This window comes from Arsukibacterium sp. MJ3 (assembly GCF_000987765.1).
GTDB lineage: Bacteria > Pseudomonadota > Gammaproteobacteria > Enterobacterales > Alteromonadaceae > Alishewanella.
This window is the reverse complement of record NZ_LAHP01000011.1, coordinates 1-15,257: the sequence shown is the minus strand read 5'-3', so window position 1 is coordinate 15,257 and position 15,257 is coordinate 1. Positions and strand designations below refer to the sequence as shown.

Annotated in this window: 13 protein-coding genes and 1 tRNA gene; 3 read left to right on the top strand and 11 right to left on the bottom strand. The window is 44.1% G+C overall.

Annotated features, from left to right (window positions below):
• Positions 1-30: 30 nt before the first annotated feature.
• Positions 31-753 (bottom strand): peptidoglycan editing factor PgeF, encoded by a 723-nt coding sequence (gene pgeF / locus VT06_RS09595; protein ID WP_235357405.1) that lies wholly within the window; start codon positions 751-753, stop codon positions 31-33.
• Position 754: 1 nt separating this feature from the next.
• Complete coding sequence (rluD, locus tag VT06_RS09590; protein ID WP_046554088.1) at positions 755-1,729, bottom strand: 23S rRNA pseudouridine(1911/1915/1917) synthase RluD; 975 nt, start codon at positions 1,727-1,729, stop codon at positions 755-757.
• Between the two features lie 122 nt (positions 1,730-1,851).
• Between rluD and VT06_RS09585 the strand changes: the two genes are divergently transcribed.
• Positions 1,852-2,598 (top strand): outer membrane protein assembly factor BamD, encoded by a 747-nt coding sequence (locus VT06_RS09585; protein WP_046554087.1) that lies wholly within the window; start codon positions 1,852-1,854, stop codon positions 2,596-2,598.
• A gap of 41 nt (positions 2,599-2,639) precedes the next feature.
• Here the strand turns inward: VT06_RS09585 and radA are convergent, their stop codons facing one another.
• Complete coding sequence (radA, locus tag VT06_RS09580) at positions 2,640-3,998, bottom strand: DNA repair protein RadA (RefSeq protein WP_046554086.1); 1,359 nt, start codon at positions 3,996-3,998, stop codon at positions 2,640-2,642.
• A 119-nt stretch (positions 3,999-4,117) separates the two neighbouring features.
• On the opposite strand from radA, the gene VT06_RS09575 reads away from it, so the two are divergent.
• Positions 4,118-6,619 carry a PilZ domain-containing protein gene (locus VT06_RS09575; RefSeq protein WP_046554085.1) on the top strand — a complete coding sequence of 834 codons (2,502 nt, stop codon included), beginning with the start codon at positions 4,118-4,120 and terminating at the stop codon, positions 6,617-6,619.
• 14 nt (positions 6,620-6,633) lie between these two features.
• Here VT06_RS09575 and VT06_RS09570 read toward each other — a convergent pair whose 3' ends face one another.
• Together VT06_RS09570 and serB are read right to left on the bottom strand one after the other, a co-directional pair.
• The gene (locus tag VT06_RS09570) at positions 6,634-7,536 is read right to left on the bottom strand and encodes an alpha/beta fold hydrolase (RefSeq protein ID WP_046554084.1); all 903 of its coding nucleotides are present in this window, start codon (positions 7,534-7,536) and stop codon (positions 6,634-6,636) included.
• Entirely contained in the window at positions 7,533-8,594 is a 1,062-nt protein-coding gene (gene serB / locus VT06_RS09565; RefSeq protein ID WP_235357404.1) for a phosphoserine phosphatase SerB, read from the bottom strand. The genes VT06_RS09570 and serB overlap by 4 nt, the downstream gene beginning before the upstream one ends.
• A gap of 83 nt (positions 8,595-8,677) precedes the next feature.
• On the opposite strand from serB, the gene VT06_RS09560 reads away from it, so the two are divergent.
• Entirely contained in the window at positions 8,678-9,268 is a 591-nt protein-coding gene (locus VT06_RS09560) for an AhpA/YtjB family protein (protein ID WP_046554083.1), read from the top strand.
• Here VT06_RS09560 and VT06_RS09555 read toward each other — a convergent pair.
• The 6 genes from VT06_RS09555 to VT06_RS09525 all read right to left on the bottom strand — a co-directional run bounded on the left by VT06_RS09555 (position 9,251) and on the right by VT06_RS09525 (position 15,005).
• Complete coding sequence (locus tag VT06_RS09555) at positions 9,251-10,057, bottom strand: TatD family hydrolase (RefSeq protein ID WP_046554082.1); 807 nt, start codon at positions 10,055-10,057, stop codon at positions 9,251-9,253. The two genes, VT06_RS09560 and VT06_RS09555, sit on opposite strands and share 18 nt — an antisense overlap.
• Positions 10,048-10,686 carry a pyridoxamine 5'-phosphate oxidase gene (gene pdxH, locus VT06_RS09550; RefSeq protein WP_046554081.1) on the bottom strand — a complete coding sequence of 213 codons (639 nt, stop codon included), beginning with the start codon at positions 10,684-10,686 and terminating at the stop codon, positions 10,048-10,050. Before pdxH ends, VT06_RS09555 begins: the two co-directional genes overlap by 10 nt.
• A gap of 3 nt (positions 10,687-10,689) precedes the next feature.
• Complete coding sequence (argS, locus tag VT06_RS09545) at positions 10,690-12,429, bottom strand: arginine--tRNA ligase (RefSeq protein WP_046554080.1); 1,740 nt, start codon at positions 12,427-12,429, stop codon at positions 10,690-10,692.
• Between the two features lie 12 nt (positions 12,430-12,441).
• The gene (prfC, locus tag VT06_RS09540; protein ID WP_046554079.1) at positions 12,442-14,028 is read right to left on the bottom strand and encodes a peptide chain release factor 3; all 1,587 of its coding nucleotides are present in this window, start codon (positions 14,026-14,028) and stop codon (positions 12,442-12,444) included.
• Positions 14,029-14,129: 101 nt separating this feature from the next.
• Positions 14,130-14,579 (bottom strand): ribosomal protein S18-alanine N-acetyltransferase, encoded by a 450-nt coding sequence (gene rimI, locus VT06_RS09535; protein ID WP_152659005.1) that lies wholly within the window; start codon positions 14,577-14,579, stop codon positions 14,130-14,132.
• A 349-nt stretch (positions 14,580-14,928) separates the two neighbouring features.
• Positions 14,929-15,005: transfer RNA gene (locus tag VT06_RS09525), tRNA-Trp, on the bottom strand.
• Between the last annotated feature and the right edge of the window lie 252 nt (positions 15,006-15,257).

Genomic DNA, 15,257 nt, shown 5'->3' with positions numbered 1-15,257 from the left:
AAAACCGTTTTTGTGTTAACAGTAAACGACTTATTGGCGCCAGATGGCACTAGCCATACGGCCAGTTTGACCATCACGACGATATGAAAAGAAGGTTTCAGATTGCTGATAAGTACAAAACTCACCACCAAATATGGCATTAATCCCACAGTGCTCTAAGCGCTGACGCGCTAACATGTAAAGATCTGCCAACCATTTGCCTTTTTGCCCGGCAATAAAAGCAGATGTGGCTAAAGGAGCATGTTTGATAAAGGCGTCACGTACTTCCGGGCCCACTTCAAAGGCCTGCTGGCTAATTGCGGGGCCCAACCAGGCGATACAATCTGACGGCTGACTAAATAATTGCAGAGTATTTTCAATAATGCCGTTACATAATCCGCGCCAACCAGCATGCACTGCAGCAACTTCGGTACCCGCCCGATTACATAATAACAACGGTAAACAGTCGGCAGTCATTACACTGCAAACTACCCCAGGCTGGCGACTAAAACAGGCATCTGCCTGAACACCTGCAGCAATGTTATGCGTTAATGTCAAACAGCGTGTGCCATGTACCTGCTCAAGCCATACCGGCTGGCTAGGCATTGCCGCCATTTGCTGAAACTGCAGACGGTTATGTTTAACCCGCTCGGGGTTATCACCGACATGCGCACCCAAATTTAAACTATGGTAAGGCTGTTCTGAATAACCTCCCTCACGGGTTGAGCATACTGCTTTAACCCCTGGGGGTGCCGGCCAACATGGTGTAATCAACTCAGACGTCTTCCATACCATGTAGCAAGGTATCAGCGCGCAAGGCGGCATTTAGCTCAACTAGGTCATCCGGTAACGGCGCATGCCACTCTAAAATTTCGCTAGTGATCGGATGAGCCAGACGCAACATCGCCGCATGCAAAGCCTGACGTTTAAAATTACGCATCATCACTAATAAACTTTCGGCGGCTTTTCTTGGCGGTCTGGGCCGGCCACCGTAGACCGGATCACCGACCAATGAGTGGTTAATAAACGCCATATGTACCCGAATTTGATGAGTGCGGCCGGTTTCCAGCCGCAAACGCAAGCGGGTGTGACCACGGTATTTTTCCATCACTCTATAATGTGTTACCGCAGGCTTGCCGCCATCAATAACGGCCATTTGGGTACGTTTGGTCTGATGACGCCCAATTGGCTGGTCAACAAAACCACCGCCGGTCATTTTGCCATAACATATTGCTTCATATTCACGGGTAATTTCCCGTGCCAGCATCGCTTCGACCAAGTGAGTTTGAGCCGGAATGGTTTTTGCCACCACCATTAAGCCTGTGGTGTCTTTATCTAATCGATGAATAATGCCAGCGCGAGGCACTGCAGCAATAGTAGGGCAATGATGTAACAAGGCATTAAGTAAAGTGCCGTCGGCATTGCCTGCACCAGGGTGAACAACTAAGCCAGCAGGTTTATTTATTACCAAAATATGTTCATCTTCGTACAGTATATTTAAGGCAATCGGCTCGGCACTAAAACGTTGGTCTTCTACAATATCTGCAACAATATCAACTTGTTCACCACCAACGACTTTAAACTTTGGCAGGTTCTGCACGCATTGATCTAATTGCACCGCATCGGCCAGGATCCACTCTTTTAAGCGTGAACGTGAATAATCCGGGAACATTTCTGCTAAAACCTGATCTAAGCGCATACCATAAGAATGGTCAGGAACAATTTGTGAAAGTTTTATCTGTTTTGTCATGACGGAAGCAGTTATCCTGTGTGCAACCCCAACTTATCTGGGGTAGAATTGCAATAGCGTTTATTTTAGCGATTTTACTCACGACTAGACAGCCATTTAGCCAAGTAGTTACGGATTTTTACATGAAAGCGAATTTTTTACTGATAACCATTGTATGTTTAGCCTTAAGCGCCTGTGCTGGCAAGCCTTCACAGCCTGATCCAAGTAGTCAGACCGCCCAAGCCATGTATCAGCAGGCAAAAGGAGTATTAGATAACGGCTTATACAACAGAGCAGTTGAATTATTACAAGCAGTCGAGTCACGTTACCCTTTTGGCCCACTGGCACGCCAGGTACAGTTAGATTTAATTTTCGCTTATTATAAGGCGGGTAATTTGCCACAAGCCCTTGCCAGTATCGACCGTTTTATTCGACTAAATCCAAACCAACCCGATTTAGATTACGTGTATTACATGCGAGGTTTAGCTAACTTAAAAGCGGATCAGAACAGCTTTCAAGAATTTTTTGGCGTTGACCGGGCCGATCGTGATTTAAGCAGTACCCGTCAATCATTTGATGATTTTAAAATTCTGGTCAGTAATTATCCCGACAGCAAATACAGCGCAGAAGCAAAAAAGCGCATGGTGCAGATTAAAGATACTTTGGCTCGGCATGAGTTACTGATTGCCGACTATTATTTACGCCGGGGTGCTTATTTAGCTGCTGCTAACCGTGGTAAATATGTAGTTGAATATTATCGTGACTCACCGCATGTTGAGCAGGCATTGGAATTGATGGTAGAAAGTTATCAACAACTTGGCTTAGAAAAGCTACAAACCGATACTTATAAAGTGTTAAAACATAACTTCCCCGCTAATAACCGTTTTTAAGCTGAATTGCCCCGGCTAATGCCGGGGTGCTTTAACCTGTATTAAATGGCTTCTAAAGCATCTGCCAGTTTGGCAACTGCAATTACCTCCATACCAGCAATCTGTTCTTTTGGTTTATTTCCAAGTGGAATTATTGCTCGCTTAAAACCATGCTTAGCGGCTTCTCTTAAACGCTCAAAACCACTGGGCACCGGCCGAATTTCGCCAGCCAACCCTACTTCACCAAACACGACCAAATCGTTAGGTAATGGTTTATCCCGAAAACTGGATACCAATGCTAGCAAGGTAGCTAAATCTGCGCTGGTTTCGTTAACTTTAACGCCACCCACCACATTAACAAACACATCCTGATCAGCCATCTGAATGCCGGCATGGCGATGCATTACCGCCAATAACATTGATATACGATTTTGATCCATGCCCAGCGTAACCCGACGTGGATTATTGAGTGGCGAATGGTCAACCAGCCCCTGGATCTCAACCAGTAAGGGCCGGGTTCCTTCCCACAGCACCATCACAATGCTACCAGACTGATCTTCTTTGCCTCGGGTCAGGAAAATAGCGGACGGGTTCTTAACCTCTTTCATGCCCTGGCTAGTCATGGCAAACACGCCTAACTCGTTAACCGGGCCAAAACGGTTTTTATTACCACGCAAGGTGCGATAACGACTGTCGGTATCACCTTCAAGCATTACCGAGCAGTCAATGCAATGTTCCAACACCTTAGGTCCTGCGAGCGAGCCATCTTTAGTGACATGACCCACCATAATAATGGCAATATTATATTGTTTGGCAAACCGGGTTAAAAAAGCGGCGCTTTCTCGCACTTGTGACACACTGCCAGGTGCCGACTGAATGTCTGCAAGATGCATTACCTGAATAGAATCGATCACCATGACCCGCGGTTTTTCTTGCTGAGCCAATAAACAAACCGTTTCGACATTCGTCTCTGCCAGCATATTTAACTGCGCTGTCGGCAGTCCCAGCCGTTGGGCACGCATGGCAACTTGCTGTAATGATTCTTCGCCGGTAACATACAAGGCGCTGCCCTGCTCAGCCAAACCACACATAAGCTGCAATAATAATGTACTTTTACCAGCGCCAGGCGCGCCACCGATCAGGATGGCTGAACCAGGGACTATACCGCCACCTAATACCCGGTCAAACTCAGCAAAACCAGAGCTAAAGCGCGGCACTTCCTGTAAATCAACCTGATCAAGTCGCATAACACTTGCTTGCACAGCACCAGCATAGCCCTGACGGGTACCAGTAGTCTTCACCGCACCCAGTCGGATTTCAGTAATACTATTCCAGGCACCGCATTCATTACACTGCCCTTGCCAGCGCATAAAGTCCGCACCACATTCATTGCAGACATAAGCCGTTTTTACTTTTGCCATTGCCAAAAATCCTAATTTGAAAGAAAGGCATAAATATTGCTTTTCATTTTATAACAACGTAGCGTACTACAGATTATAACCAGAAGACGCCTGAATTTTGGCATCTGAATAACGAAACTATGACTGCTGAAGATTTTAAAGAGTATGCCGGTATTATTGAGCGTATAAAAAGCCTGATTAACTCGGCAGAGTTTGATCAGGTTTTTAGTTCGCTAACCGCTAATTTACCCAAATCAAAACAATTTTTATTAAAAATGGAATTACGACGCCTGGCTCAGCCATGTAACTATTTTATTGACTTGCGTGGTCACGTCGATGGCGAAGTTCGCCCGTTTAATTACCAGGAAAAAACGCACTTCATGGATGATAATGCCATCCAGATTTTTGAATCAGCCATAAAAGAGTACGGTGATTACACCTTAGGTGTTTATGAAGAAGTCATGAATACCGACAACAATTTTCGGGTAATCCATAAAAGAGAAACCGCACAACGGGTTAAATCAGTAGTACAAGGCAAAGAGCCGAGCCAAGACAATCCAGTCAGCTCACAAAATGAGCAACAGGGTGCCAAACTCATTACGTTCGGCCACTACGTTAATCGTACTGAAGAGCGCATGAATTTTGGTATCGATGTTGAAGTGAACGTTAATGGCAGCCGCTTTATTGCAACGACAAGTGATTTGTCAATCTCGGGATGTAAGTTAAAAATACCTAAAGGCCGCTTAGCCAGCGCAGGCGATATTCTTACTATCAACTTTACAAGTTTAGAGCAGGAGTTTACCCTCGACATACCACAAGGCATTCAATATCAACTGGTTGATATTGAGCAACTTGAAAAAGTAAATTACTGGCGTTTAAAAAAGTTACCCTCAGAGCAAGACAATGGCTTTAGTCTTTTTTTGCAAAAATTTATTCACGGCAATAAACGGCGTTATAAAGTCAATTTAGATAATACGACAGACGCCGTCACCACTAAAGGTTATGAGCAATTTTACTTACCACGATTAAACAGTTTGCCAGTCTATCTGAATGTTAATGATGGTACGGTAAGTCCGCGTTTTGCTATGACCACAGATTATAATAAAAGTGTCTGGCATTACTTTCAGGATGAGTTGCAGCAGTCAGTATTGGTTAATTTGCTAGCGGTTAAGCGTTTAAAGCAACTCTTAGCACTACCCGGGCCAGAACGCTCGACCATTCTGTATTGTTTTACCCATGCCGCCAAAGGAAAATTATATTATTACTCGGCAACATCTGAAGAATTACTTGACGCAGCAGAATTACGTGATGCCTTTTTTGGTTTTGGCTCTGCTAAACCAAGCTGGCGGGTATTCCACTTAAACCTAGTTAAAACGTCAGCGCAACATGCTATAGAGCAATTTATACTGCCAGTGACATCACAAAAAGATCAGCCTGAAGTAGCAAAAGCCAGTATCACGCCATTGATTCAAAGCGTGATAAAAAATCTGCGCTATATTGTCAATCTAACTGATATCAGTAGCAACAATGCCAGCTATTACCAGCAATATACTTTTAAACCAGAACAACTCAGCCAGCTAAACCAATTTGGTCACCGTAAACTTGCACAAACGCCACCATGCGAAGCCATTCCGGTGCATTACATTAACTTACGAGCAGAGTCGCGCTATTTATATAAAACGTCGGTTCAATTGCAGCATAATAACCAGATGATCGCCGGTTTTAGTCGCGATTTTTCCTCTGGTGGATTACAAATTGAAACTGTAGAGCCGGTAAAGTACAGCAAGGGTGACGTGATCCAATTAGATTTAGTCGATCTGCAGAAAATAACCACTAAACACCAACTCATTCAATTGCCCTACGAAGTGATGGCGGTAAGTAAAAGTCAGACCATTATGAACTTACGGGTTGCTGCTACTGAGAACGGCCATGCCGGTAAGCCATTTTTTCAACAATTAATTCAGAATAACCGGGCCAAACTAACCCTGGCAGAAGAAACACCTAAGTATCCCGGATTGTCTGAAGCATTACGCAGTATGTACTTAAAAGCGCTTAATAACTTTGCTTTTTATTTGCATCGTAAAGGCATCCGTTATGAATTAAATGTCATTGCCCAGGGCGCTACGCCGAATGCCTTGCATACCCTGCTGTTACAACACAGTAATAATGGCCCATTAGATTTAGAACCTTTATTAAAAAATAGTACAGCAAATTTGCAATTTGCCCAGCAACTGAAAGCAATGAAGCGGTTCGACCCACCTAAAAGCTATGAGTTGTATATTAAAGTGCCGCGCCACAAGGTGGCATCGATGACCACTTTAGAAAGTTATTATGATTATGAATTTACTGATGAGCAGCAAAAACAGGCGTTTATTACCTCTTCACTTCGCGACGCAACACTGTTCGCTTTTCGGTTATTTTTATCCCGTACCGGCCGACCGGATACCGATTATATTGCCAAAGAAATTAGCTATATAAGCGTTTATGCTCTGCATCGTGCAAAAACGCTGGAAGAAGAACTGTGGAGTGTAGCTGGGGTGGGCGATGCAGTTAATATTAGTAAAGAACTCGCCTGGCGCTATCGCTATTTAGACCATACTGCGCCTGATAAACGCCGCCAGCAGGTGCTGCAAGGCAGCTGAATTTACTGCCAACGTTAATTTATCGCTAAGCTGGCAAGCCAATCACTGATTTGAACAAAATGATCATTGTTAGCGCTGGAAGAGGTTAACATTGATATGTGATTGTAATCTTGCAGATGCCCATGCTGACGCCCAAGTAACGTATATTTAGCCTGTTGCTGGCTGGTTTCCTGAATAAACTGCTGCACATCAGCCGGGTTACCCAAAATGCGATCGTTAATTGCAGCAAAGTGCCAGCTTGGAGGCCAATTGACTTGCTGACTGGCCGCAGCATAATCAAAACCATCCGTTAAATCAGTAAATGGTGCCCCCTTGATCCAGTTAACAGTATCAAGTAAGAATTCTGTAGGTTCATCATCGGCACCAAAACGCCACTTTTTGGCTGGAATATAGCCATACTTGCGGCCAAGCCATGGCGCAAAACGATTCCACAGCCAATCAATTTTCATTTTCCGTTCAATACTCTGTACACTAATAACCCGCTTGGTACCAAAGCAAATTTTAGCGTTAACTTTGACCATTAACTCTGGAAAACGCGCTAAGGTAGCCGCTAACAACACGCCCCCCCAAGAATGAGCAACTACCGTCAATGCTTGTTGATGTTGCTGATAAACATAGTTAATTAATGCAGGAATATCTTTAGTAATAACCTGATTTTGACTCTGATTAAAACCACTGCTTAGTGATGGCTGCGATAAGCCCCGACCAGCGAAATCAGCACAGTAGCCAATAAACCCCTGATCGGCCAGATAACAGGCCAGACCTTTGCCAGAGTGACTGTAAAAAATACGACCATTTTCTATAGCACCATGTAAAAATAAAATAGGGCTAACAGTATTTTGTAGCGGTGTTAACCGTCGCAAATGCAGCTGGTACTGTTGTAAATCAACAAAAATGGAATTTTGTTGATGCTTCATACTGGATCCAATAAATATAATAGCTGCAATAGTGACCCTTGATTTATTCTGGCGGCTACCGCTGCCTGTACACTAGGTTTAGCATGAAATGCCACACCAAGTGCCGCAGTTTTTAACATAGGAATATCGTTGGCGCCATCACCAATAGCAACAGTTTGCTCTGGTGCAATAGCAAAACGTGCAGCTAGCTCAGTTACCACACGGGCTTTAACGTTGGCATCAACCATATCGCCAACCAGCTTACCTGTTAGTAAACCGTTTGTTATTTCCAACACATTAGCAAAGCTAGCGCTTAATGATAACTGTTGTTGCAGTATAGTGGTAAAAAAGGTAAAGCCGCCTGAAGCGATAGCTACCCGCCACTGCCGTTGCTGCAAGCTGCTAACCAGCTCTGTTAAACCTGGCATTAACGGCAAGTTCGCGGCGACATGTTGTAACACAGACTGCGGCGTACCTTTAAGTGCGGCCACTCGCTCTTGTAGACTGGCAGCAAAGTCGAGCTCGCCATTCATTGCTCTGGCGGTAATGGCAGCTACCTGCGTGCCAACACCAGCAAGCGTGGCAATCTCATCAATACATTCAATACTAATTGCTGTTGAATCCATATCCATTACTAACAAGCCTGGCTTGTTAAGCTGCACCGACTTAGCGGCCAGATAGACCATCTCGATATGTTGTTCAGCTGCAACCCCGTCCAACTGACGTTGCTGCTCAGTGCTAAACACATCACTAAGCTGAATAAGCAGTGCTAATGGTAATTGCGGATGTGGTGCTAACAGCGATAATTTTAGCCAGCTACCGTCAGATAGTAACTGACTAAGAGTATTCAGTAATAACCAATTAACGGGCTTGCCAAAAAGCCGGATTGAGCTGCCATTAAGCCGCGGGGGGGTAAAACTAGTGCTTTTAGCGTTGGAAAGCAAAGAGGATGGCTGCAAAAACTGCAGGCAAAGACCTGCAGTATCAGATTTTACCCAACATACCTGTTGCTCGGTTAATAACGCAATAATATCAGCACTGGCCAGCTGCATTGGGCTGGCAGAAATAGAAAACGACACTGGGCAACCTATACTTAAAGTTAATACCATGGCATGCTGAGAGTATCAGGGGCCAGTAGCAGTTGTTTGTTTAGACATAAAATATGCAGAACAATATCGCAATACCAAGCTCCACTTCAAGTGTTATTAAACTGATTCAACTCACTATTGCCGTTGTGGGTATTTGGTTTGTACTGCATAGCTGGGTAAGCACCAGTAACCAGGGCCAAGCAATTTTGCAAAGCCAGGCAACACAATTGATGCGGGAAAATTTAATTACCTTATCTCAGGCTGCGGCGTACCTGATTGAAAATGATCAACTTGATGGTCTGGAGCAATTAACCCAAAGTATTGCTGCCAGCCCTTATTTGTATGATGTGGTGATTTACGACAGTAACGGAGTGCGAATAAGCTGGTCAGAGGCCAGCTCGGCGGCCAGATTGATGTATGGCAAGTTTGCGACACGACCTTTAGTACCGATGGTTCAAGAAATTCGTCGTCAGCAACAAATACTCGGTTATATAAAAATTAGTTTGCAGTTAGATACCAAGCTTAACCCCAGTTTTGCCAGATGGCAGCAACTAATGCAACACCTTATGCTGTTACTACTCATAACGGGCGCTATTGGCTATTTACTACGCCGCAGTTTTTCACGCTTTTCCAGACAAAGTATCCGCTTAAACAACAAGTCTTAAAATGGTTAAACTATTCTGCCATAGCCCTTCACTAAGATGTTGTGGGCTCTCATGACGAAGTTGACAGAACACCTTAAAAATTTTTGCTAATTGCGCCGGGCTATTAGGTTTGCCCTGCGCTCCAGCCAAGGGCATTGCCGGCGCGTCAGTTTCTAACACAAAACTACTCAGCGGCAGCTTCTGCACCGTTTTACGGGTTTTTTCAGCACGATTATACGTAATGGTGCCACCAATCCCCAATTTAAAACCCAGGTCTAAAAAAGCCTGCGCTTGTTGCGAACTACCGGAAAAGGCATGCAAGATACCACCTTCAGTAAATTGCTGCCGTTTAAGCTCGGCCAATAGCTGCGGTTGGCTTTTCCGATGGTGCAATATCACCGGCTTTCTATGCAATTTTGCCAGCGAAAGTTGCTCAGTAAATAATTGCTGCTGCAGAGCAAAAGTAGCTTCAGGTAAGCCAAAATCCAGCCCAATCTCGCCTACAGCGGCAATATCAGCGCCATGTGTTGTTAACAAACGCTGAAGCTCAGCAATAGCTGCAAGCGAACAACCCGCAACCCACCAAGGGTGAATACCCAAAGCAATGTACCAACTCGATTGCTGTTGACGTAAATTCAGCAGATTTAACCAGGCAGCAGGTTCTACTGCGGGGATAAGTAAAGCAGCGACACCGTTGTGTTGCGCTTGTTGCCAATGTTGTTGTTGCAACGCTGACAACTCAGGCAAGTCCAGATGGCAATGGGTATCAAATAACTTATGCGCAACTGCCCTATCGCAGCTTAGGGGCATAACCGTTCAATAAACCAGCTATTGTCGGGTTGTTTTGAATACATAAAGCGATCGTGTAACCGGTGCTCACCACCTTGCCAAAACTCAATTTTAGACGGTTTCACTAAGAAACCGCCCCAAAATGAGGGTAAAGGCACTTCGCCTTGGGCAAACTTATGTTTAATTTCGGAAAATTTCTGCAGCAACGCCTGACGTGTTGATACCGGCCGGCTTTGCTCTGATGCCCAGGCGGCTAACTGACTTTCCTTTGGACGTGATAAAAAGTATTTCATCACCTGCGTATTGGACACACGTTCTGCCGTACCGTAAACAATAACTTGACGCTCCAGCGGATGCCAAGGGAAATGTAAACACACTTTTGGGTTAGCACTTAGCTCAGTCGCTTTACGACTACCAAGATTGGTGTAGAAGGTGTAACCCTCCTGACTGACATCTTTTAGCAGTACCAGTCGCTGCGACGGCTGCCCCTCTTTATCGACACTGGCAACACACATCGCAGTAGGGTCGGGTAACTCTGCCGCAATGGCATCTTTCAACCACAACTCAAACTGCATGATAGGATCAGTATGTAGTTTATCTAAATCCAGGTTATCTTTGGTATAACTGCGGCGTATCGCGTCGATTTTCATACATTACATCCGTTCCATTACGTCTATACCTAACAAGTCCAAGCCTTGTTGAAGTATCCGTGAAGCTAAAATACTAAGCATTAAACGGCTATCGCGCAGCTCTGGTTCAACGTTCTCTTTTAATATAGGGCATGCCTCATAGAAACTCATGTATAAACTGGCTAACTCGTACAGATAATTACAAAGTAAATTAGGCTGAGCGTCTTTTATTACCGTATGTAGCGTTTCTTCAAAACGCAACAGCTTCACTGCTAACAGCTTCTCCGGCGCAGAGCCAATTACAATATCCGCACTAAAGTTTTCGACAAGCTGTGCCCGACGTAAAATGCTGCGTACCCGGGTATAGGCGTATTGTAAATAAGGAGCAGTGGCACCTTCAAAGCTAAGCATTGCATCCCAACTGAAGATATAATCACTGGTTCTGTTCTTGGATAAATCAGCGAACTTAACCGCTCCTATACCGACCTTATTGGCAACGTCGGCAATTTCTGCTTCATTTAAATCGGTAGCTTTTTCCTGCACCACCGACTTAGCTCGAACTATAGCTTCGTCCAGTAAATCAATCAGTTTTACCGTGCCACCGGCCCGCGTTTTAAAAGGTGTGCCATCTTCGCCCATCATGGTTCCAAACGGACAATGATCGTAAGCGGTGTTGTCGCGCAAATAACCCGCTTTACGAGCGACTAATTCAACTTGTTTAAAATGCAATCCCTGGCGGGCATCGGTAAAAATAATAACTCGGTCAGCAGCTAAGTCATGGCTTCGATATTGGCAAGCGGCTAAATCGGTAGTGGAATATAAAAATCCACCTCCGGTTTTCTGCACAATAAACGGTGATGGGTTACCCTCTTTATCGGCAAGCTCAGTTAAAAACACTACCAACGCGCCCATGCTCTGCACGGCCAGTTTTTGCTGTTTTAAATCAGCGACAATACCATTTAGCATGCTGTTGTAAGCACTTTCTGGCTTAATATCAGTATGCTTTAGGGTAACATTCAATTTTTGATAAACTTCAGCACTGTGCTTAATTGAGGTATCAATAAACAGTTGCCATAGTTTCTGGCAATGGCTGTCACCACTTTGCAGTTTTACCACATACTGGCGTGACTTATCGGCAAAGCCTGTTTCATCATCAAAGCGTTTTTTCGCTTCACGGTAAAAGTCTTCCAGATCAGCCAGCGCAACGTGCTCTAAATCAACACCCTCGCTCAACTTATCCTCTAAATGCGCAATTAACATACCAAACTGAGTACCCCAATCTCCCATATGGTTTTGCCGGATGACGTTATCACCCCAAAACTCCAGCGTACGCACTACAGCATCACCAATAATAGTGGAACGTAAGTGCCCAACATGCATTTCTTTAGCCAGATTAGGGGCGGAGTAATCAACCACAACAGTTTGAGGCTGTTGGTTAATGCTAACCCCCAGACGCGGGTCTTCAGCAGCTTGTGCTAACTGCCGCGCTAACCAATTTACATTTAAAGACACGTTAATAAAACCAGGGCCAGCAATTGTTACTTTATCGGCTATATCGGTTAGTTCTAGTGTCGATAGCAATTGCTCAGCCAATTGTCTTGGATTAGTTTTCAAAAGCTTGGCAGCTGCCATAGCGCCATTAATTTGATACTCACCAAATTCTGGCCTGGTACTTTGAGTAACGGCTGGGTTTGTACCTTCAGGTAAACCAAGTACACTAAATGCCGCTAATGTTTTGTCCGTAAGAAGTTGCTTAATATTCATTTCGCCAGCCTGTTAATGTTCACGGGTCTTATGGAAAGAGATTTTAGGATAACGCTCGATAGCCAAATTCAAATTGACCATGGTTGGCGCAATGTAAGTCAGGTTGTCGCCGCCATCTAATGCCAGATTGGTACTGGCTTTATTTTGAAATTCCTGTAATGCTTTAGCATCAGCGCTATACACCCAACGTGCAGTAGCAACATTGACACTTTCATATAATGCATCAACGTTATATTCTGACTTTAGACGACTTACCACTACATCAAACTGTAATACCCCAACAGCACCAACAATTAAATCATTGGTATCTAGCGGCCGGAAAACTTGCACGGCACCTTCCTCCGACAGTTGGACCAGCCCTTTAAGTAATTGCTTTTGTTTGAGCGGATCACGCAACCGAATGCGCCGGAACAGCTCAGGCGCAAAGTTTGGAATACCACTAAACTGCATATCTTCACCAGTAGTGAAGGTATCACCAATTTTAATGGTGCCGTGGTTATGTAAGCCAATGATATCCCCTGGGTAGGCTTCGTCCAGATGCTCGCGATCGCCAGCTAGGAATGTTAACGCTTGTGGGAACAACACCTCTTTACCGATGCGGACATGCCGTACTTTCATGCCTTTTTGGTATTTACCTGAAACAATTCGTAAAAAAGCCACCCGATCCCGATGCTTTGGATCCATATTGGCTTGAATTTTGAAGACAAAACCAGTAAAACCACTTTCAGCTGGTTCAACTTTGCGCACATTAGTATCTCGCGATTGTGGCTTTGGTGCCCACTCGGTCAAACCATCAAGCATATGGTCAACCCCGAAATTACCCAAGGCAGTACCGAAAAATACTGGCGTTAACTTACCCTTTAAGAACAAGTCTTGATCAAATTCGTTGCTGGCACCTTGAACTAATTCCATTTCATCACGCAATTGTGCTGCATAGTAGCCAATGCGTTTATCAAGCTCAGGGTTGTTCAACCCTTTAATAATATCCAGATCCTGAATGGTGTGTCCCATTCCCGATTTATACAAAATAATTTCATCACGCAAAATGTGATACACGCCCTTAAATTCCTTGCCCGAAGCTATTGGCCAGGTAATAGGGGCACAGGCTATTTTTAAAACACTCTCTACTTCATCCAGCAGGTCTACCGGATCACGAATGTCACGATCCATTTTATTAATAAAGGTTACAATAGGCGTATCACGCAGCCGGGTAACCTCCATTAATTTTATGGTGCGATCTTCAACACCTTTAGCGCCATCAATTACCATCAAACAAGAATCGACAGCGGTTAAAGTACGATAAGTATCTTCGGAGAAGTCTTCATGCCCTGGTGTATCAAGCAGGTTTACTAGACAATCGTTGTAAGGAAATTGCATGACCGAAGTAGTAACCGAAATACCCCGCTCCTTTTCCATTTCCATCCAGTCAGACGTAACAAACTGTCCGGACTTTTTGCCTTTCACTGTACCAGCTCTTTGGATCAAATTTCCAAACAACAGTACTTTTTCAGTTATGGTAGTTTTACCAGCATCCGGGTGCGAAATAATAGCGAAAGTACGTCTGCTTTCAATTTCATGCAGAAATTTATCTTTATTCATGGTATCCAATATTAGTTAGCAACCAGCGACTTGGCTGAAAAACGATGAAAAATAATTGCTGGAGATTATAGCAGCATCACCGCCGCTGGCACAGTGTGAGATTAATTAGTCAGGCTAAGCGGCAAACACATCATCAAAGCATCTTCTTTTCCCGCTGCATTTGAATAATAATTCCGACGCCGACCCGCTTCAATAAAGCCATGCTTTTCATACAAATGAATGGCGGCAGCATTCGACGCCCTCACCTCTAACCAAGCTTCTGCCGCACTACGATTGGCTGATTGTTCAATAAAGTGCGTTAACAACGTTCCACCAAGCCCCCTGCCATGATGTTTACTGTGAACACATATATTAAATAACTGGCTTTCTACTGTGATGAATTGTCCAAAATAGAAACCTAGCAATTGCGCATCAACAAATAAGCCATAGTTAAAATACTGATTACCAAAACAGGAATTAACTACTCCCTCTGACCAAGGGTATAGATTGGCCACCGCTTCAATTGCAAGTAAAGCCGGTATATCACTTACCAATAAGCGTCTAATTTGCATTATCTGCTAGCTGCTGTTGAACCAGCGCCCAAAGCTGTTGCTTTAATTCGGGTTGCTTTAAAAAAACCAGGTTGGGTGTTATTAGTAAGTTGTTATTATGTTCAAACCGACAGTGTTCAGTAGCGGGGTCAATTAACCAATTTTTTATACTAGATTGCGCCAGCAGCAGCGAAATGTCATGACTTAATAACGCATTATGCGGTTCAGGTATTCGTGCAGGATCTGTAGCAATAGTATCTGGTTGGCTAATTGACTGTACAAAAAACTCTGGCCTGCTCTGCAATGGCCTGATATTGAGTTGTTTGAGCAATTGTGACTGGTTTGAAGTTATTTTCATAATATAAAGAAGTGGCAGGGGCAGAGGGATTCGAACCCCCAACCATCGGTTTTGGAGACCGCTGTTCTACCAATTGGAACTATGCCCCTAACGTTTGAGGCGTCATTATACAAAAGACTGTTTAAAGGTAAAGCAAAAATATGAATAAGACAGTTCAAATGCATATAAAACGTACGTAACGAAGATTGTTTTAATAACTTAACATAGACCAAAGCTGTTTAATACTCAGATGTGTATAACGACTAAAACGCTTGAGCGGGCCTTTTAGCGTAGTACTAACATTGCACAGCCAATAAAAAAGCCCCAGCTCTTACGAGAGGGGCTTATTTATTGAATTGGGA